This window comes from Amycolatopsis sp. MtRt-6 (genome assembly GCF_017308975.1).
GTDB lineage: Bacteria > Actinomycetota > Actinomycetes > Mycobacteriales > Pseudonocardiaceae > Amycolatopsis.
Genome location: NZ_JADWPD010000057.1, coordinates 1 through 17678, shown reverse-complemented (window position 1 = coordinate 17678; position 17678 = coordinate 1). Strand labels below are relative to the sequence as shown.

Genomic DNA, 17678 nt, shown 5'->3' with positions numbered 1-17678 from the left:
CTCGGCGGTGCTGGGTGGTGGTCGGCGATGACCTCTCCCGGAATGCTCGTGATCGCCCTGGCTGGGCTCGGTCTCGGCGTGTGGGTGCTGGCGAAGATCGGGCGCGCCTTGGCGTCGATGGCTGAGGCGCTGGCCGCCATGGTCGTCGTGTTCGTCGCCCTGTGGTGGGCGTGCAAGGTCGTGTTCTGGCTGTTCTCGCAGGTAGTGATCCACTGGCGCACCTCGTTGACCGTGATCGCGGTCTACCTGTGGTGCGTCTGGGTCGGCTGGGTCTGGCTCGTGGTCAACCTCGGCGGCCTGGCGCTGATCCTCGGCGTGTGGCGGCTGCTCGATGTGACCTCGTTCGATCAGTGGTGCGGCCGGCCGTTGCGGTCGTGGTGGCTGCGCTGGGCGGTCTATCACCTCAAGCTGCCGGGCTGGTTGCACGCCTGTGGCCTGAGCGTGCGGGATGCCGCGCTGCCGGTGGAGGTGACCGTGAACCTGGTGGGTCGTCGGAAAGCCTCTCGGGCGACGGCCCGGCAGTCTGGGGTGCAGGTGCCGAAGGTCCTCGGCGTCCGCTCGGGCCCGTCGTGGGATGAGGTCCGGGTTCGGCTCGTTCCCGGCCAGAAGCCGGAGGACTTCGACGACGCGGCCCGTGCGCTGGCCTCGGCGCGGAAGGTCGCCCGGTGTCAGGTGCGGGAACTGGAGCCGAACGTGGTGTCGGTCGACTTCCAGCGCCGGGACCAACTGGCGTCGGTTGTGCAATCCCCGGCCGTTCCCGAGCTGGTCACGGTCGAGGAGTCCGCGGTGGACCTGCGGCGGGTGTGGGCGGGTCGGACCGAGTACGGGCACGACTGGCGGGTGCCGCTGCTCGGCTCCGGTGCGCACTGCTTGACCGCTGGAGCCTCGGGTGCGGGAAAGAACAGCGTGATGTGGTGCCCGCTGGTGTCGGCTGCTCCGGCGATCCGCTCGGGTCTGGTGCGTATGTCCGGGATCGACCCGAAGGGGATGGAGCTGGCCTACGGGCGCGGGATCTTCACTCGTTACGCGGTGTCGGGGAAGGACGCGCTGGAGGTGCTGGACGGCCTGGTGGAGGAGATGGAGTCCCGCAAGCGGGAGTTCGCCGGGCGAGTCCGCACGATCCCGCTGTCGACGGAGTACCCGCTGGAGCTGCTGGAGTTCGACGAAATCGGCGCCCTGACCAAGTACACCGACCGCAAGACCCGGGAACAGATCGTCGAGCGGGTGGCGCTGCTCAACACCCAAGGCCGCGCGCTGAACATCTCGGTGCGCGGCTATGTGCAGGAGCCGACGAAGGACACCGTTCCCGTGCGGGAGCTGTTTACCCGCCGGGTCTGCCTGCGGGTGACCTCCAAGACGCACGTGCCGATGGTGCTCGGTGATGGCGCTTATGAGCGGGGCGCGTGGGCCAACCGCATCGGCGACTCCGAGGCCGGTGTCGGGTTCGTGTGGGGCGAGGGCATCCGCGAACCCCTGCGCATCCGAGCGGGCTGGGTGTCAGACGAGACCGTGAAGGCGCTGGAGCACTACGTCACCAATGGCGGTACGGCTCGTCCCGCGCTCGGCGGCGAGGGGGTGGCGGCGTGAACCGGCTGATGGTCTTCCTCGACACGATCCGGGACCACCTCGACCTGCACCAGCTCCCGCCGGTGGCGACGCTGACCGTTCGGACCTGGTCGGACCCGCTCACGGTCCAGCTCGACGCCCACCAGCTCCCCGACATTGCCGGGGCCTTGCTGACCTGGGCGAACACGCTTGATGACGTGTCGGCCTCGCTCTGGCGCACCCCGGACGGCAACTCGGTACACCTGTCGATCAGGGGCCGGACTCCGTGCGGCATTCCCGTGGAGGTGTACAGCGGCGTCGCCTACGCCCCGGCGGTGTTCCCAGACCTGCCCGCCGGGGCCCGGCAGGACATGCCCGTGTTCCAGCTCCGGCAATGGTCCTGCCCCGGGGAGGCGGCCGCCTAATGACCGACCAGCAACAGACCCAGCCGGCCGCTGCCGGGACGCGGGCCGAACGGATGCGTACACCTCTCGCTGCTGACGTCATTCGTGCGACGGCGGAGAAGCACGGCGTCTGCGTCCGCCCGTTCACCATGGAAGTCGGCGACACCGAGACCGGCGAACTCCGCTACGTCCCGGTCCCGTGCGGCTCCACGGTGGAGTCGGTGTGCTTGCCGTGTGCGCGGAAGGCGAAGGCGCTTCGGCAGGCCCAGTGCCGCGAGGGCTGGCACATGACCGAAGAACCCGTCCTCACCGCCGAGCCGCCCTCGGAGGATCACAAGGAGCTGCTGACCTACCGGGCGGACCTGGTAGCGGCTTACCGGGAGGTGGTCGAGCACGACCAGGCGGAAGCGGAGGAGCTGCGGGAGGAGGTTGCCGGGGTTGATGCGGAACTTCGGCAACTCGGGATGCGCGGTCGGCTGCCTGCCCTCGACGTGCCGACCAAGCGGGCGGTGAAGCGGTCGACCCGTCGTCGGCAGGACGCGCCGAACCTGCCCCGGCGGAAAGTCGCCAAGACGACGGTCGGGCGCGAGTTCGCGGGGAAGTTTCGGCCGTCGATGTTCGTCACGCTGACGTGCGACACCTACGGCCCGGTCCGGGGAGACGGCTCCCCGGTCGACCCTGCCCGGTATGACTACCGGCGGGCTGCCCGGGATGCCGTGCACTTCTCAGCGCTGGTGGATCGGTGGTGGCAGAACCTGCGGCGAGTCGTGGGATGGGATGCGCAGTACTTCGCCACGGTCGAGCCGCAGAAGCGGACGGCTCCGCATCTGCACGCGGCGATCCGCGGGGCGATCCCGCACGACGTGATCCGGCAGGTCACCGAAGCCACCTATCACCAGGTCTGGTGGCCGTCGCACGACCAGATCGTCTACGGGGAGCGGCTGCCGGTCTGGGACCCGGACACCCGCGCGTTTCTCGACCCGGACACCCGGGAACCGCTGACCACCTGGGACGACGCCGTAGAAGAGGTGGAGGACCCGGCGCACGTGGTGACCTTCGGGCGACAGGTGCACTCGAAGGGCATCCTCGGCGGCACGGAGGAGGCTGGCCGCCACATCGGCTACCTCACGAAGTACCTGACCAAGTCCACCGGTGAGGTGGTCGAGGCGGACACGGCGCGGCTGCGGGATCACCACGACCGGCTCCACGCCGAACTGTCGGTGACGCCGTGCTCGCCGCGCTGCGCGGTTTGGCTGCTGTACGGGGTGCAGCCCAAGGGCGCGAGCAGTAAGACCACGCCGGGGCACTGCAAGGGGCGGGCGCATCGGCGGACGACGCTCGGGCTGCCGGGACGGCGGGTGCTGGTCTCGCGCAAGTGGTCGGGCAAGACCCTCGACGACCACAAGGCCGACCGGAAAGCCTTCGTCGCTCAGGCGTTGGCGGCGATCGGGATCGAGAAGCCACAACCGGACCCGGCCCGGCTGATCTGGCGAAAGGTCGAACCCGGAGACCCGCAGGTCCCGCCCCGCCCGCACCTGGTCATGCGGGCAATCGCGGAGCGGATCACGTGGAAGGCCGAGTACGACCGGGCCCTACTCGCCGCCGCCGGACCACCAGGGGACGTTCCGGAAACTTCGGCAACTCAGCTCGCGGCCTGATCTCGAAGGGGGAGGGGTATGGACAAGGTGACGAGTATTGAGCGGCTTTGGACGCTCGATGACGTAGCGTCTTTCCTGCATGTATCGGTCGAGACGGTCCGAGCGTGGCGGAAGCGTGGATACGGTCCGCCGGGTCGAAAGATGGGTAAGCATCTTCGCTATGACCCCGTGGCAGTCCGCAATTGGTTCGCTGACGCGGCCTGAATCTTTCTGAATTCGAACAAGGGGAGAGGTCTGCCATGGGGCACATTCAAGATCGCTGGTATCGGCCGAAAGTCGACCCGGAAACCAAGAAACCGGTCCTCGACGCCAAGGGTAAGCCGGTCAAGGAGAAGTCCGACCTGTACGGCGTCGGCCTGCGGTACAAGGTGCGTTACCTGGACCCGGACGGGCGCGAGCGTTCCAAGATGTACCCGGACCGGCAACTGTCGGCCGCGCGCACCTTCCTGTACAAGGTCGAGAACGACAAAACGCAAGGGACCTACCTCGACCCGGAGGCCGGCCGGATGACGTTCCGCGAGTTCGGCGAGAGCTGGCTCAACTCCCAGACGTTCGACGAATCGAGTCGAGAGGGAACTGAGTTTCGGCTCAAGCTGCACGTCTATCCGACGCTCGGTGATAAGGCGCTGCGCGATATTCGGCCGTCGACCATTCGTGAGTGGGATCGGGCTCTGCAAAAGAAAGGGCTCGCCGAGACTTATCGTCGCACGATATTCGCCAATGTTTCGGCAATCTTCGCGGCGGCGATCGACGACGAACGGATCAACAAGAACCCCTGCAACGCCAAGTCGGTCACCAAGCCGCGCGGGGAGTACCCGAAGGTCGTCCCGTGGCCGGAAGCGCGGGTGCACACCGTTCGTCGGACGCTCGGAGACCGGTACGGCGTCATGGTCCCGCTCGGCGCTGGCTGCGGGCTCCGCCAAGGGGAGGTGTTCGGCTGGTCACCGGACGACATAACGACCGGCTCGGACATGCTGCGGGTGGAGCGTCAGGTCAAGATCGTTCGCGGGCGGATGGTCTTCGCGCTGCCCAAGCACCGCAAGACGCGGGAGGTGCCGTTGCCGACGGAGGTGCGGACGGCGATCGAGGAACACATGGAGCGGTTCCCGCCGCTGGCCGTGACGCTGCCGTGGGAGGTTCCGGACGGCAAGCCGGAGACGGTGCGGCTGCTGGTCTACACCCGAGAGAGCAACCAGCTTCACCGGCACTCCTTCAACCACCACACCTGGAAGCCTGCGCTGCGGGCGGCCGGGGTGGAGGCGCCGGTCCGGGCGGACGGCTTCCACGCGCTCCGGCACTTCTATGCCTCGGCGCTCCTGGACGCAGGAGAGAGCATCCGGGCACTCGCCGAGTACCTGGGGCACGCTGACCCGGCGTTCACGCTCCGCGTCTACACGCATCTCATGCCGTCAAGCTCGGAGCGGACGCGGCGGGCCATCGATGAGGTGTTCCGCCGAAGGGACGCCGCGTGAGGCGACGCATATATAAGGAACGGGACGGCGGTCGGGGTGTTCCCCTCGACCGCCGTCCCGTGTCTGGTGGGCCGTCACCTGGTGACCTTCACGGCCTGGTGACGGCCTGGCGGGGACTCGGCCCAGTGAAATACCTGGTCAAAGCCCCGCGCCGATCAGACGTCGTAGTACAGAGCGAACTCGTACGGGTGCGGGCGCAGGCGCAGCGGGTCGATCTCGTTCTCGCGCTTGTACGAGATCCACGTCTCGATCACGTCCGGGGTGAACACGCCGCCCTCGAGGAGGTAGTCGTGGTCCGCCTCGAGCGTGTCCAGCACCGTGCCCAGGTCGCCCGGGACGAGCTTGACGTCCTTGGCCTCCTCGGGCGGGAGCTCGTAGAGGTCCTTGTCGATCGGCTCCGGCGGCTCGATCTTGTTCTTGATGCCGTCGAGGCCGGCCATCATCATCGCCGAGAACGCCAGGTACGGGTTGCCCGACGAGTCCGGGCAGCGGAACTCGGCGCGCTTGGCCTTCGGGTTGTTGCCCGTGATCGGGATGCGGACACAGGCCGAACGGTTGCGCTGCGAGTAGACCAGCGAAACCGGGGCCTCGAAGCCCGGGACCAGGCGGTGGTAGGAGTTCACCGTCGGGTTCGTGAAGGCCAGCAGGCTCGGCGCGTGCTTGAGCAGGCCGCCGATGTAGTGGCGCGCGGTGTCCGACAGGCCGGCGTAGCCCGACTCGTCGTGGAACAGCGGCTGGCCGTCCTTCCACAGCGACTGGTGGCAGTGCATGCCCGAGCCGTTGTCGCCGGCGAGCGGCTTCGGCATGAACGTCGCCGTCTTGCCCGCCGCGAACACCGTGTTCTTCACGATGTACTTGAACAGCTGCAGGTCGTCCGCCGCGTGCAGCAGCGTGTTGAACTTGTAGTTGATCTCGGTCTGGCCGGCGGTGCCCACCTCGTGGTGCGCGCGCTCGATCTCGAAACCGGAGCCCTGCAGGTTGCGGACGATGTCGTCGCGCAGGTCGGCGAAGTGGTCGACCGGCGGGACCGGGAAGTAGCCGCCCTTGAACTTCGTCTTGTAGCCCTGGTTGCCGCCGACCTCGTCGGCGCCGGTGTTCCACCAGCCCTCGATCGAGTCGATCTCGTGGAACGAGGCGTGCTCGGCGGAGTCGAAGCGGACCGAGTCGAAGATGTAGAACTCGGCTTCGGGACCGAAGTAGACGTTGTCGGCGACGCCGTACTCGGAGATGTACTGCTCGGCCTTGCGCGCGATGTTGCGCGGGTCGCGGCTGTACGCCTCACGGGTGAAGGGGTCGTGCACGAAGAAGTTGAGGGCGAGGGTCTTCGCCTTGCGGAACGGGTCGATCCGCGCGGTCGCCGCGTCCGGCAGCAGCAGCATGTCGGACTCGTGGATGGACTGGAAGCCGCGCACCGAGGAGCCGTCGAACGCGAGACCTTCTTCGAAGACGTCTTCGGTGAAGGCCTTGGCGGGGACCGTGAAGTGCTGCATCACGCCGGGCAGGTCGCAGAACTGGACGTCGATGACTTCGACGTCCTCATCGGCGATGAGGCGCTGGATGTCGTCTGGAGTAGTGGGCACCCTCGGTGACTCCTTCTCGTTCGAGCTCGTACGGCAGTGCTCTCTTCGGCTCACGCTAAAAGTGCGGTGTTGCCCGACCGTCACCCGTATGTTTCGCCGGTGTTAACGGGTGGTCGATATCGGGTATCCGACCAGGTCGGATGTGGTCCGCGCCACCGGCATACCCTAGACGGGTGGCGAGATGGACCGGCGAATGGCTACCCGGCACCGGCGACGGTGGCCAGGGCACTGATCAGCACGGCTCGCGCTGGCCTGGCGAGAAGCTCGGTTTGCCCGAATCGGGCGTCGGCTCGGCGGCGAGCGGGGGTGCGCGGCTGCTCGGGCTGATCGTCGACCTGGCCGTCGCGGCCCTGGTCACGGCCATCTTCCTGCACCCCAGCCTGCAGGACCCGGCCGCGATGCAGGAGTTCAACCTCTGGTCCGGCGGCGTGTGGGCGGCCATCTCGGTGATCTCCGCCGGCTTCTTCGGCTTCACCCCGGGGATGGCCGTGGTGGGCATCCGCGTCGCGCGGCTCGACGGCGCCGCGCTGGTCGGCCCGTTGCGCGCGCTGGTCCGGGCGGCGCTGACGTTCGTGCTCATCCCGGCGGCGGTCCGCAACGCCGACGGCCGCAGCTGGCTCGACCGGCTGACCGGCACCGTCGTCATCCGGATGCGCTGAAGGGGCGCCTGCGACGCGCGGTTCGGCGCCGCTGTTGCCCGCCGGCGCGGATCCCGGTGCGGCCGGCCGCCCGCGCTGTCCGGGGCGCCGCCGCCCCCCGGCGCCCGTGCCGAGCGTGAAAAGGCCCCCACCCGGGATCCGGGTGGGGGCCTTTTCACGCGCGAGGGTCAGCGGCGGCGGATCGTCCGCTGGACGTTGCGCATCTTCGCGCCGGCGGGCATCGGGCCCTTGGGCAGCGCCGCGCCGCGGTTGCCGAGGGCGGTGAGCTTCGCCTCGAGCGCGTCGACCTGGGCCGGCTTGAGGTTGCGCGGCAGCTTCATCAGGTAGCCCTGGAGCTTCTTCAGCGGGATCTGCTTCTCTTCGTGCCCGATGATCACGTCGTAGATCGGCGTGTCGCCGATCAGGCGGGCGACGCGCTTCTTCTCCTGGGCGAGCAGCGTCTTCACGCGGTGCGGCGCGCCTTCGGCGACCAGCACGACACCCGGGCCGCCGAGGACCCGGTGCACCGCGTCGAGCTGCGTCGTCGCCGCGACGGTCGGCGTCACCTTCCAGCGGCCGCGGAGGTTCTCCAGCGCCCACGCCGCGGCGCCGGGCTGGCCGTCGGCCTTCGAGTAGACCGTCTTCTGGACGCGCCGGCCGAAGATGATCATGGCGAGCAGGGCGCCGAGGATCAGGCCCAGTGGCAGCAGCACCCACTGCACGTCGAAGAAGAAGCCGATGCCGAACGCCACGCCGGCGACGACGACGATCGCCCCGAGCATCCACGGGATGAGCCAAGGGTCTTCCTTGCGCTGCATCTTGAAGGCCTCGAAGAGCTGGCCACGGCGCGCCTTGCTCGCCGCGCGCTTCTCCTTCTTGGCCTGCTTGGCCGCTTCCTTGTCCTGCTTACCCGCCATATGACCAGGATACGGCCGCGTGCCCCTGCCCCGTTTCCCCGTCCCCCTCTGCGAGGATGCCGGACGTGACCGGCGTACTTTCACCCAGGAGCCTGAACCGTCTGCTCGATGGCCTCGACCCCGAGCAGCGCGCCGCCGCCAGTGCCCCCCGGGGGCCGGTCTGCGTGCTGGCCGGCGCCGGCACGGGCAAGACGCGCACGATCACGCACCGGATCGCCCACTTGGTCCGGTCCGGGCACGTTTCCGCCGGTCAGGTCCTCGCTGTCACGTTCACGACGCGCGCGGCGGGGGAGATGCGGACGCGGCTGCGCGGCCTCGGCGTCGACGCCGCGCAGGCGCTGACGTTCCACGCCGCCGCCCGCCGCCAGCTCCGGTACTTCTGGCCGCGCGTGGTCGGCGACCGGCCGTGGGACCTGCTGGAGAACAAGCTGCGCTACGTCGGCCAGGCCGCGAACCGGGCCAAGCTCGGCACCGAGGTCGAGGTCCTGCGCGACCTGGCGAGCGAGATCGAGTGGGCGAAGGCGTCGCTGATCAGCCCGGACGACTACCCGGCCGTCACCGCGCGCGCCCAGCGGGACATCCCGGCGCCGGCGGCGCAGGTCGCCGAGGTCTACCGGACCTACGAAGAGCTGAAGAACGCCGCGCAGGTGCTCGACTTCGACGACCTCCTGCTGCACACGACGGCGGTGCTCGAGGAGCACGGCGCCGTCGCCGAGGAGTTCCGGGACCGCTACCGCTGCTTCGTCGTCGACGAGTACCAGGACGTCACCCCGCTGCAGCAGCGCCTGCTCGACGCGTGGCTCGGCGGCCGCGACGACCTGACCGTCGTCGGCGACGCCAACCAGACCATCTACTCCTTCGGCGGCGCGTCGCCGCGGCCGCTGCTCGAGTTCACCCGGCGCTACCCGGACGCCACGGTCGTCCGCCTCGAGCGCGACTACCGGTCGACGCCCGAGGTCGTCGCGCTGGCGAACCGGGTGATCGGCGCGGCGCGGGGCCGCCCGGCGGGCTCGCGGCTGAAGCTGATCGGCCAGCGGCCGCCGGGGCCGGAGCCGCGGTTCGCCGAGTTCGACGACGAGGCGGTCGAGGCCGAGGCCGTCGCCCGCCGGGTCCGCGACCTGCTCGACGGCGGCGTTTCGGCGAGCGAGATCGCGATCCTCTACCGGGTGAACGCCCAGTCCGAGGCCTACGAGTCGGCGCTGGCCGACGCCGGCATCCCGTACCTGGTCCGCGGCGGCGAGCGGTTCTTCAACCGGACGGAGGTCCGGCAGGCCATGTCCGCCCTGCGGGCGGCGAGCGGCGACGGCAGCTCCGACCTGGTCACGACGGTGCGTTCGGTGCTCGCGCGGGTCGGCCTGACCGAGTCACCGCCCGCCGGTGGCGCGGCGAAGGAGCGCTGGGACGCCCTCCTGGCGATCGTCGAGCTGGCCGAGGAGCTCGCCTCGACGGTGACCGACGCCGACCTGCCGCGGTTCTGCGCCGAGCTCGACCAGCGCGCCGCGGCCCAGCACCCGCCGACGGTCGAGGGCGTGACGCTGGCGTCGCTGCACGCGGCGAAGGGCCTGGAGTGGGACGCGGTGTTCCTCGTCGGCCTCGCCGAGGGCACGATGCCGATCCTGCACGCCGACGGCGACGAAGCGGCGATCGAGGAGGAGCGGCGGCTGTTCTACGTCGGCGTCACCCGGGCCCGCGAGCACCTGTGGCTCTCCTGGGCGCTGGCCCGCACGCCGGGCGCGCGCCGCAACCGGCGGCGCAGCCGGTTCCTCTACGGCCTGGTCCCGGAGGACCACCCGGCCGCGCGCGTCGCCCGGTCGCAGCAGAAGCCGTCGACGCCGGTCAAGACGCGCTGCCGCGTGTGCGGCGGGCCGCTGCTGGAGACCCTCGACGTCAAGCTGGGCCGCTGCGGCCGCTGCCCGTCCACAGTGGATGAGGACCTGCTGGAGCGGCTGAAGTCGTGGCGCGCCGACCGGGCTCGCGAGCTCAAGGTGCCGGCGTTCGTCGTCTTCACGGACGCGACGCTGATGGCCGTCGCCGAGCAGCGCCCGGCCGACGAGGCGGCGCTGGTGTCGATCTCCGGCATCGGCGCGACGAAGCTCGAGCGCTTCGGCGCGGAGATCCTCGGCGTCGTCCGGGCCTCGACGGAGTCTTGACCGCGTCCAAACCATGATCGACGCGGCGAACCCGCTGCTCAGCGGCGATCTTCGTAACTTCGAGGATTTTCCCGTTAATTGAGTTGCACCGGTGTGGTGGAGAGCAATAACCTGCCAGTACCGAGCCCGAAGGGCTCGACTGGGGATCAACTGGAAGCGCCGCCCGGCGGACGCGTGCGCAGAGTACAGAAGGAGGTGCCGGTGAAATGACCATCAACATGACGCTCACGAACCCGGGCACCCGTCTGTCCTGCGCCGCCGAAGTTGTGGCTGCTCAGCGCCCGGGCACTGGTGTGTCCGTGAGCGCTCACGAGATCCGTGGCACGCGGCGCGTCTCGCGTCGTTGGGCCACCGGTGTCGTCGTCTTCGGGACGCAGGGCGTTCTCGCCGCGTACCCGCAGGCCGATCTGCCGACCATCAAGCAGTTCCGTGTTCCGTTGTCGATACGGGAGCGAAGTTCCTGACCTAGTCAGGACTCAAGGCTCACGAAGGCCGCGGAACCGGATAACCCGGATCCGCGGCCTTCGTGTTTTTGGCTGCACAACCCAAGAGGAACCAGCGTTGCCCAGCTCCAGCACCCAACCGAAAACCCGTACGGCACAAGGAGGAACCACCATGTCTTCGGCCATCGCCTACACCTCCGGTGAGGCAATATTCGCCGACCTGCTCGACCCGATCGCCGTCCCCGACGTCGCGCTGCCCTGCCGTTCGGGCGACGCGGACCTGTGGTTCGCGGAGTCCCCGGCCGAGCTCGAGCGCGCCAAGGCGCACTGCGCGGACTGCCCGGTCCGCGAGGCCTGCCTGGCCGGCGCCCTGGCTCGCCGCGAGCCGTGGGGCGTATGGGGCGGCGAGATCTTCGAGCGCGGCGCGGTGATCGCCCGCAAGCGGCCCCGTGGCCGTCCGCGCAAGAACGCCACCGTCGAGCCCGCCGCGGCCAAGGCCGCCGGCGATCACCGGAGCGCCGCCGCATGAGCGTCGAGCCGGTCACCACGAGGGATTACGAAGCCCACCCCCGCAGCGAGCAGCTGCAGTTGACGAAGACCGAGATCGAGGAGATCAGCGAGATGTTGCTTTACGAAGAACTGTCGAGGGCCCGAATACGGGACCTGGAAGAGGGCGTCCGCGCCCAGCGCGCCCGGGGTGGCGCGCGTGCGGTCCGCCGCTGGACGCGAGTAGCCCGATGGGCCACCCGCCGGGCGGAGCGGTACCAGGCACAGGACTGAGCGCAGGCCCCTGCCGCCCCTTCCCGGGCGGTGGGGGCTTGCGCTTTGCCGCAGGGTCCGGAGGCCGACAGGGGGTGGCTCGCGCCCGCCGGGGTGGTGGCTGGAGCCCGTGTTCGCTGAGAGTTGGGTGCGGGCTGGTGTGCTCGTGTTCGTGCCGCCGGTGCGGTGGCTGGAAACCGTGCCTGCCGGCGCGCGCGTGGCTGAGGGTCGATGCCGGCTGCGTCCGCGCGGGCTCGTGCCGCCGGGTGGGTTGCCCGTGCGATCGAGGGCGCCTGCGGGTTTGCGGGCGGGGCGCGCCGGTGCGCCGACCCCCGGCTAGTGGTCGTGCCGATCCCCGTGTCGCCCGGATCGTCGGGGCCTCCTTCGGGTGTCTCGGTGTTGAATGGGGTGATGTCCGGACACAGCCACGATGACATCGACTGGGCGGACCGCCTGGCCCAGTTGCGGATGGCCGACGCCCTCGATGCCGAGGCGCTCGCGCCCGTCGCGCGGCGGCTGCTCGGCTCGGTGGCCGAGCGGCCGACCGTTGTCGACGTCGGGTGTGGGGCTGGGGGGATGAGTGTGCTTTTCGCGCGCGAGCTCGGCCGGGCTGCCGGGGGCACCGTTGTGCTCGTCGATGCCACTCCGAAGCTGCTCGCCGAGGCGGAGCGGGCCGTTGCCGAGGCGGCCGGCGGCTCCGTGGAGGTTGTCAGCCTGCTCGGGGACCTCACCGATCCGACGCTGGCCGTGCCCGGCGCCGATCTCGTGTGGGCTTCCGGCGTGGTGCACCACGTCGGTGACCAGCAGGCCACGCTGCGCGCGCTCGCCGGGCTGCTGCGTCCGGGTGGGATGCTCGCCATCTCCGAGGGCGGGCTGGAGATGCGCTGCCTTCCGTGGGAGCTCGGCGTCGGCCGGCCCGGGCTGGAACAGCGGCTGCTGGCCGCGCGGGCCTCGTGGTTCGCGCGGATGCGGGCCGGGATCCCGGGCAGCGTCGCCATGCCCTACGGCTGGCCGCGCGCGTTGCGCGAAGCCGGCCTCGAGGACGTCGAGTCGTTCGGCGCGCTCATCGACCACCCGATGCCGGGCTCGGACCTCCTGCGCGAGTACGTGGTGCACCGCGTCGGGTGGTTCGCGCAGTCGGCCGGGGAGTGGCTCGACGCCGACGACCGCGCCGCGGTTGCCGTGCTGACCGACCCGCGGAGCCCGGACTTCCTCGGCCACCGTGACGACCTGTACCTGCTCGGCGCCAAGGTCATCCACAGTGGACGGTCCCGGTGAGCGCGCCGGAACCGGTGACGTGCACGCGCTGTGGCCGCACCCGCACCGACGACGACGATCCCGCTACGGCGCTCGCGTGGGTTGCCACCCGTGAACGGGGCAGGGTGCAGTGGCTGTGCCCGGACTGCGCGCGCCGGCACGCGCGCGACATCGAAGGCAAGCTGCCGGACGAGTATTGGTGATCATCGCTCTCCCGGTTCGGTGAAGGCGGGCGGGTGCGCCACGGGTATGGCGGATCGGTGGCCCCGGGCCGCGTCTCGCGTGATTGAAGGCGGTACTCGCGTGATTGGGGCCGTATCTCGTGTGACTGAAGGGGTATCTCGTGTGACTGAAGGGGTATCTCGCGTGATTGGCGGGGTATCTCGCGTGATTGGAGGGGCATCTCGTGTGATTGGGGGGTCGACACGCGGGTGGTGGGGCCGGGTTGTGGTCAGGCGGCGTCTCCGGTGGGTGTCATCGGGACCGCTCGGACCTTCGGGCGGGGTGCGCGGGACGCTTCGCCGAATGCCCTGGCCAGCTCCTGGGCCACCTCCTTGGGGACCTGGCGCAGCTGCCGCACCGTGCACCTGACCAGGACGATTCCCGTGGCCGCCAACGCCAGGTGGCTGAAGCCACCTCCGTGGCCCGGGCTGCAGCGGTACTGCCAGGCCAGGCCGATCTCGTCCCACCAGGCGTCGGCCTCGCCGAGGCGGCGGCCGCGGCGGTCGCAGATCGTCAGGTCCCAGCTCGGTGGGGGGAGCGGGGCCAGGTCCAGCACTCGCGTCGCCAGGCCGTGGGCCTGGATCGGGCCCTCGTCGAGCTCGCGGAGCACCTTGCGGACCGTCGCCGTGCCGCGTTGGGGGCCCTGTTCGAGCTCCGTCAGCAGCTCCTGCCGGTCGCACAGGCCCCAGTAGAGCGGCAACGTCAGCAGGTGGCGGAGGTGCGCCGGGTCGGGTTCGGACCGGGCGAGGTCCAGCGTCGCGCGGGCCGGCGGGGCGAACGGCAGGCCGTCGACCAGCACCGGCTCCGGTAATCGGGCCGTTCGCGCCAGGCGTATCCCTTCGCACGCCACCACCCGGCAGTGGTCGGGTACCAGCAGCTGGATGTCGCTCGGCGCCGGGCACTTGACGCCGTGGGCCTGCAGGGCGTCGGCACCGGTGATCACCACCCCCGGCCCGTAGCGCACCAGCGCGGCGTGCAGCAGCTGCTGCCGCGTCGGGGCCGTGTTGCGCAGGAGGACGACACCGGGGTGCAGGCGGCGCCACGGCCCGCCGGGGCCGCAGAGCCGCCGGGTTCTTCGGTCGGACACCCCGGCCCGGCGTAGCTGTTCGAGGTTCATCACCTCGCCCCCACCGGGATTACGAAGGGCGAGCGGATCGGTGCACTGAGTAGCTGTCATGCTCCGAGCATGGCGGCTCGGCCAACCGGGTGGAACCCCCTCCACCTCAGCTGTGGACAACTCGGCCGAATCCGTCCGTTCGCACCCCCGCCTGTGGACAACCTCAGGCGGCGAACCCCGGCTGCCAGCGCTCCACGATCCCGCGGGCCGGGATCTCCGCGTCGAGCTGGCAGAGAATGCCCGTCGACCCCGCCGTCACCCGGTGGATCATCAGGTACTCGGGCGGCAGGTTCAGCAGCCGCCCGACCCGGAAGTCGTTGCCGCGGCTGTCGCCCACCCGCCCCGCCTGCTTCTGCATCCAGCGGCGGGTGAAGTGGAACGTCGGCGCCGCCAGCGGCTCGGTGAACGGCGCGAGGTAGGCGAGCACCTCGTCCGCGGTCAGGTCGCTGTCCGGCCGGATGAACCGGTTCTCCCGCAGCAGCCGCATCAGCCCGGCGGACTCGCCGTCGAGGGCCAGCCGCGTCATCTCGCCCAGGTGGCGGGGGATGCCCTCGGGCAGCCGGGCGACACCGCCGAAGTCGATGACGCACAGCCTGTGGTCGCCGGTGATCATGAAGTTGCCCGGGTGCGGGTCGGAGTGCAGCAGGTGGACGCGCTCCGGCGACGAGTAGTGGAACTCCGCCAGCAGCCGGCCCGCCAGGTTCCGGGTCTCGCGGTCGCCGTCCGCGATCACCTTCGACAGCGGGATGCCGGTCGCCCACTCCGTCACGACGACCTTCGGCGCGCTGGCCACGACCCGCGGCACCAGGATGCCGGGGTCGCCGTCGAACGCCTTCGCGAAGGCGCGCTGGTGCTGGGCCTCGGCCTGGTAGTCGAGCTCCTCGTTCATCCGCTCGGCGAGCTCGGCCAGCAGCGGCTTGACCTCGGTGCCGGGCACGAACGCCTGGAACAGCCTGCTGAACCGCTGCAGCTGCCGCAGGTCGCTGCGCAGGGCCTCGTCGGCGCCCGGGTACTGCACCTTGACCGCAACCGCGCGGCCGTCGTGCCAGACCGCGCGGTGCACCTGGCCGATGCTCGCGGCCGCGGCCGGTTCGTCGTCGAACGACGCGAACCGGCTGGTCCAGGTCCGGCCCAGCTGCTCGGCGAGCACCCGGTGGGTCTGGCGGGCCGACATCGGCGGCGCGGCGGCCTGCAGCTTCGTCAGCGCTTCGCGGTACGGCTTCGCCATGTCGTCCGGCACCGCCGCCTCGAACACGCTCAGCGCCTGGCCGAACTTCATCGCGCCGCCCTTGAGCGTGCCGAGCACCTCGAACAGCTGCTCGGCGGCCTTCGCCGACAGCGTCGCGCTCACCTGTTCCGCGCTCTGCCCCGCGAGCCGCTTGCCCCAGCCCCCGACCGCGCGCCCGGCGATGCCGAGCGGGAGACTGGCGAGCTTGGCGGTACGGGCGGCACCCTTGCGCGGCATCGCGGTGTCACGATCGGCTGGGTCGCGGAAGTCGGTCACACCGGCGATTCTGCCTTGCGGCCTCGGCGGCGCGCAGCCTGCGAGCGACGTCTTGCCGGGCTACGTCGCCTGGATCACCTCCTGCGCGCCGCAGCCGCATCTCGGGTGCGGCGGCCAGGCGCGGTGGCGGATCCGGCCGGCGAAGGCGTCGATCTCGAGGGTGGCGTTCCACACCGGTGGGGCCGGCGCGCCGGGGGAGAGCAGCCGCATGGCCTGGGCGACGGCCAGTGACGCGCAGGACTGGACCGCGCCGAGGTCGGGCCGCTGGTGCCGCCCGGCGAGCTGCCCGGCGACGCGCGGCCAGCACGGGTCGAGTTCCGTGCGGTGCAGGTCGGCGCAGCGCAGGCACGAGCTGCGGCCCGGCACCACCAGCGGCCCGACGATGGCCGTGCCGTCGCGGACGCGCGCCGCCAGGTGCGGGACGCCGTCCGCCATCAGCTCGGCGACGAGCTCGGGAGCGGGGACGACGGCGTCGGTGAGCAGGGCCAGGTCCGGGTAGCGGTCGTGCAGGCGGGTGACGCGCACCTCGGGATCGACCCGGCGGAGCAGGTCGGCGAGGGCTTGGCGCCGGGGCCGGCCGAGGTCCGCGTCGGTGTAGCCCGAGCCGACGTCGTGCTCGGTGACCGTGCCGGGTACCTGCAGCTCGACGTGCCCGATGCCGGCGTTGGCCAGCAGGACGGCGGCCGCCACCGCCACCCGGCCGTCGCCGTGTACGGAGACCGCGGCGGCGCGCCGGCGGCCCGCCATGGCCGGCTGGTGGTGGCGGGCGCGCAGCGACCAGAGGCCGGGCTCGCCGCGGAAGCCCGGGCCGTCGGGCCGGCCCGCGTCGGTGACCAGGCCGAGCGCGGTCAGCTGCCGCAGCAGTGTCCGCCACTGGCCGCGGTGTTCGCTCTCCGCGAGCAGAAGCCGTTCGACGTGCTTGCTGCCGTCGAGGGCGCGCAGCTTCGCGGCGAGGCGCGGGGAGAGGTTTTCGACGATCACGCCGTGGCGCGGGTCGAGCCCGATCTGGATCTCGCGCGGGCCGCGTTCGAGCACGGTGAGGCCCGGGAGCAGGGCGGGGTGGGCCGGCAGCAGGACCGGTGGCATGTCCGCGGTGTCGAGGATCATGTCCGCAGGATGGCACCCGGCGGCGACCGGAAGGCCGCGGAAGGCGCCGGAACGGCCGAGTTGTCCACAAGTGGAACCGGCTGTGGACAACTCGGGTCTGTGACCTCAAGACGCTCGGAGTTGTCGGTGCCTGGCCTTACCGTTGTCGGGTGGTCGAAGCACGGATGCCCTCACTGAGAGGCCGGGGGGAAACGAACCCCCCGTCGGACACACCCGGACACAAGGTCGAAGTGCGGCGCAGCCAGCGCCGGCACCGGACGGTCACCGCGTATTGGAACGACGACACGCTCGTCGTGCTCATCCCCGCGCGGATGACCAGGGCGGAGGAGAAACACTGGGTCGCCGAGATGGAGCGCAAGCTGCAGCGCTCGGAACCACGTCGGCCGGCGTCCCCGAAGACGTCGGACGAAGCCCTGCTCGCGCGCTGCGCGCTGCTGTCGGGCAAGTACCTGGGCGGCACCGCGGTGCCGGCGAGCGTCCGCTGGGTGCCGCCGATGCGCACGCGGTGGGCGTCCTGCACGCCGGTCGACGCGACCATCCGGGTCAGCGAACGGCTGCGGAAGGTGCCTCCGTGGGTGCTCGACTACGTGCTGGTGCACGAGCTGGCGCACCTGCGGGAGCCCGGGCACGACGCGGCCTTCTGGGCGCTGGTGCAGCGGTACCCGAAGACGGAACGGGCGATCGGGTACCTCGAGGGGTTGTCGGCCGCCGCCGGGTGGGGGATCTCCACCGAGGACTGAGCGGGTGATGGCCGCCGGGGTGGCCTGCTTCGGTGGGTCGCCGCTGCGGGAGGGCGCGAGCGTGGTCGTGCACGCGAAGCCGTCGTACTTCTTCGGCCGCGGCACGATCAGCCTGCGCGCCGACCAGATCCGCGCCGTCGGCATCGGTGAGCTGCTGGCCCGGAT

Annotated in this window: 18 protein-coding genes; 13 read left to right on the top strand and 5 right to left on the bottom strand. The window is 70.9% G+C overall.

Annotation, left to right across the window (positions count from 1 at the left end):
• Window positions 1-27 precede the first annotated feature (27 nt).
• Genes I4Q55_RS48180 through I4Q55_RS48160 form a run of 5 tightly spaced genes read left to right on the top strand, consistent with a single transcriptional unit; the run spans window position 28 to window position 5079 of the window.
• Entirely contained in the window at window positions 28-1587 is a 1560-nt protein-coding gene (locus tag I4Q55_RS48180) for an FtsK/SpoIIIE domain-containing protein (RefSeq protein ID WP_206797710.1), read from the top strand.
• Window positions 1584-1970 carry a hypothetical protein gene (locus I4Q55_RS48175; protein WP_206797709.1) on the top strand — a complete coding sequence of 129 codons (387 nt, stop codon included), beginning with the start codon at window positions 1584-1586 and terminating at the stop codon, window positions 1968-1970. Before I4Q55_RS48180 ends, I4Q55_RS48175 begins: the two co-directional genes overlap by 4 nt.
• Entirely contained in the window at window positions 1970-3607 is a 1638-nt protein-coding gene (locus I4Q55_RS48170; RefSeq protein ID WP_206797708.1) for a replication initiator, read from the top strand. The genes I4Q55_RS48175 and I4Q55_RS48170 overlap by 1 nt, the downstream gene beginning before the upstream one ends.
• A gap of 18 nt (window positions 3608-3625) precedes the next feature.
• Window positions 3626-3811 carry an AlpA family transcriptional regulator gene (locus I4Q55_RS48165; RefSeq protein WP_206797707.1) on the top strand — a complete coding sequence of 62 codons (186 nt, stop codon included), beginning with the start codon at window positions 3626-3628 and terminating at the stop codon, window positions 3809-3811.
• Window positions 3812-3846: 35 nt separating this feature from the next.
• Window positions 3847-5079, top strand: a complete 1233-nt coding sequence (locus tag I4Q55_RS48160) for a site-specific integrase (protein ID WP_206797704.1) — start codon at window positions 3847-3849, stop codon at window positions 5077-5079.
• A gap of 155 nt (window positions 5080-5234) precedes the next feature.
• On the opposite strand, the gene glnA is transcribed toward I4Q55_RS48160, so the two are convergent.
• Window positions 5235-6659, bottom strand: coding sequence for a type I glutamate--ammonia ligase (gene glnA, locus I4Q55_RS48155; RefSeq protein ID WP_206797702.1), 1425 nt, complete (start codon window positions 6657-6659; stop codon window positions 5235-5237).
• Between the two features lie 269 nt (window positions 6660-6928).
• Between glnA and I4Q55_RS48150 the strand changes: the two genes are divergently transcribed.
• Entirely contained in the window at window positions 6929-7318 is a 390-nt protein-coding gene (locus I4Q55_RS48150; RefSeq protein WP_206797724.1) for an RDD family protein, read from the top strand.
• Between the two features lie 167 nt (window positions 7319-7485).
• Here I4Q55_RS48150 and I4Q55_RS48145 read toward each other — a convergent pair whose 3' ends face one another.
• Window positions 7486-8214: a DUF4191 domain-containing protein gene (locus tag I4Q55_RS48145; protein ID WP_206797700.1), complete on the bottom strand. Its 729-nt coding sequence runs from the start codon at window positions 8212-8214 to the stop codon at window positions 7486-7488.
• 65 nt (window positions 8215-8279) lie between these two features.
• Here I4Q55_RS48145 and I4Q55_RS48140 point away from each other — a divergent pair, with 65 nt between their 5' ends.
• The 6 genes from I4Q55_RS48140 to I4Q55_RS48115 all read left to right on the top strand — a co-directional run bounded on the left by I4Q55_RS48140 (window position 8280) and on the right by I4Q55_RS48115 (window position 13026).
• Window positions 8280-10364: an ATP-dependent DNA helicase UvrD2 gene (locus I4Q55_RS48140; protein WP_307793505.1), complete on the top strand. Its 2085-nt coding sequence runs from the start codon at window positions 8280-8282 to the stop codon at window positions 10362-10364.
• 206 nt (window positions 10365-10570) lie between these two features.
• A complete protein-coding gene (locus tag I4Q55_RS48135) occupies window positions 10571-10828 on the top strand; it encodes a hypothetical protein (protein ID WP_206797698.1) in 258 nt (85 codons plus the stop codon).
• A gap of 151 nt (window positions 10829-10979) precedes the next feature.
• Window positions 10980-11336, top strand: coding sequence for a WhiB family transcriptional regulator (locus tag I4Q55_RS48130; RefSeq protein WP_242548064.1), 357 nt, complete (start codon window positions 10980-10982; stop codon window positions 11334-11336).
• Window positions 11333-11587 carry a hypothetical protein gene (locus I4Q55_RS48125; RefSeq protein WP_206797697.1) on the top strand — a complete coding sequence of 85 codons (255 nt, stop codon included), beginning with the start codon at window positions 11333-11335 and terminating at the stop codon, window positions 11585-11587. The genes I4Q55_RS48130 and I4Q55_RS48125 overlap by 4 nt, the downstream gene beginning before the upstream one ends.
• 390 nt (window positions 11588-11977) lie before the next feature.
• Window positions 11978-12844, top strand: coding sequence for a bifunctional 2-polyprenyl-6-hydroxyphenol methylase/3-demethylubiquinol 3-O-methyltransferase UbiG (locus tag I4Q55_RS48120; RefSeq protein WP_206797696.1), 867 nt, complete (start codon window positions 11978-11980; stop codon window positions 12842-12844).
• Window positions 12841-13026, top strand: a complete 186-nt coding sequence (locus I4Q55_RS48115; protein WP_206797695.1) for a hypothetical protein — start codon at window positions 12841-12843, stop codon at window positions 13024-13026. The genes I4Q55_RS48120 and I4Q55_RS48115 overlap by 4 nt, the downstream gene beginning before the upstream one ends.
• A gap of 248 nt (window positions 13027-13274) precedes the next feature.
• Here I4Q55_RS48115 and I4Q55_RS48110 read toward each other — a convergent pair whose 3' ends face one another.
• From I4Q55_RS48110 to I4Q55_RS48100, 3 genes are all read right to left on the bottom strand, one after another.
• Window positions 13275-14162 (bottom strand): hypothetical protein, encoded by an 888-nt coding sequence (locus tag I4Q55_RS48110; protein ID WP_206797722.1) that lies wholly within the window; start codon window positions 14160-14162, stop codon window positions 13275-13277.
• 163 nt (window positions 14163-14325) lie between these two features.
• Entirely contained in the window at window positions 14326-15666 is a 1341-nt protein-coding gene (locus I4Q55_RS48105) for an AarF/ABC1/UbiB kinase family protein (protein ID WP_206797694.1), read from the bottom strand.
• A gap of 60 nt (window positions 15667-15726) precedes the next feature.
• Window positions 15727-16773, bottom strand: a complete 1047-nt coding sequence (locus I4Q55_RS48100) for a ThiF family adenylyltransferase (protein WP_206797693.1) — start codon at window positions 16771-16773, stop codon at window positions 15727-15729.
• Window positions 16774-17003: 230 nt separating this feature from the next.
• Here I4Q55_RS48100 and I4Q55_RS48095 point away from each other — a divergent pair, with 230 nt between their 5' ends.
• Complete coding sequence (locus tag I4Q55_RS48095) at window positions 17004-17513, top strand: M48 family metallopeptidase (RefSeq protein WP_013223146.1); 510 nt, start codon at window positions 17004-17006, stop codon at window positions 17511-17513.
• The last annotated feature ends 165 nt before the right edge of the window (window positions 17514-17678 follow it).

Excerpts from the sequence above, each read along its gene's own strand:
- I4Q55_RS48110 (WP_206797722.1), bottom strand. The coding sequence starts at position 14,162 with ATGAACCTCGAACAGCTACGCCGGGCCGGGGTGTCCGACCGAAGAACC.
- I4Q55_RS48180 (WP_206797710.1), top strand. The coding sequence starts at position 28 with ATGACCTCTCCCGGAATGCTCGTGATCGCCCTGGCTGGGCTCGGTCTC.
- I4Q55_RS48125 (WP_206797697.1), top strand. The coding sequence starts at position 11,333 with ATGAGCGTCGAGCCGGTCACCACGAGGGATTACGAAGCCCACCCCCGC.
- I4Q55_RS48135 (WP_206797698.1), top strand. The coding sequence starts at position 10,571 with ATGACCATCAACATGACGCTCACGAACCCGGGCACCCGTCTGTCCTGC.
- I4Q55_RS48100 (WP_206797693.1), bottom strand. The coding sequence starts at position 16,773 with ATGATCCTCGACACCGCGGACATGCCACCGGTCCTGCTGCCGGCCCAC.
- I4Q55_RS48160 (WP_206797704.1), top strand. The coding sequence starts at position 3,847 with ATGGGGCACATTCAAGATCGCTGGTATCGGCCGAAAGTCGACCCGGAA.
- I4Q55_RS48145 (WP_206797700.1), bottom strand. The coding sequence starts at position 8,214 with ATGGCGGGTAAGCAGGACAAGGAAGCGGCCAAGCAGGCCAAGAAGGAG.
- I4Q55_RS48130 (WP_242548064.1), top strand. The coding sequence starts at position 10,980 with ATGTCTTCGGCCATCGCCTACACCTCCGGTGAGGCAATATTCGCCGAC.
- I4Q55_RS48170 (WP_206797708.1), top strand. The coding sequence starts at position 1,970 with ATGACCGACCAGCAACAGACCCAGCCGGCCGCTGCCGGGACGCGGGCC.
- I4Q55_RS48165 (WP_206797707.1), top strand. The coding sequence starts at position 3,626 with ATGGACAAGGTGACGAGTATTGAGCGGCTTTGGACGCTCGATGACGTA.
- I4Q55_RS48120 (WP_206797696.1), top strand. The coding sequence starts at position 11,978 with ATGTCCGGACACAGCCACGATGACATCGACTGGGCGGACCGCCTGGCC.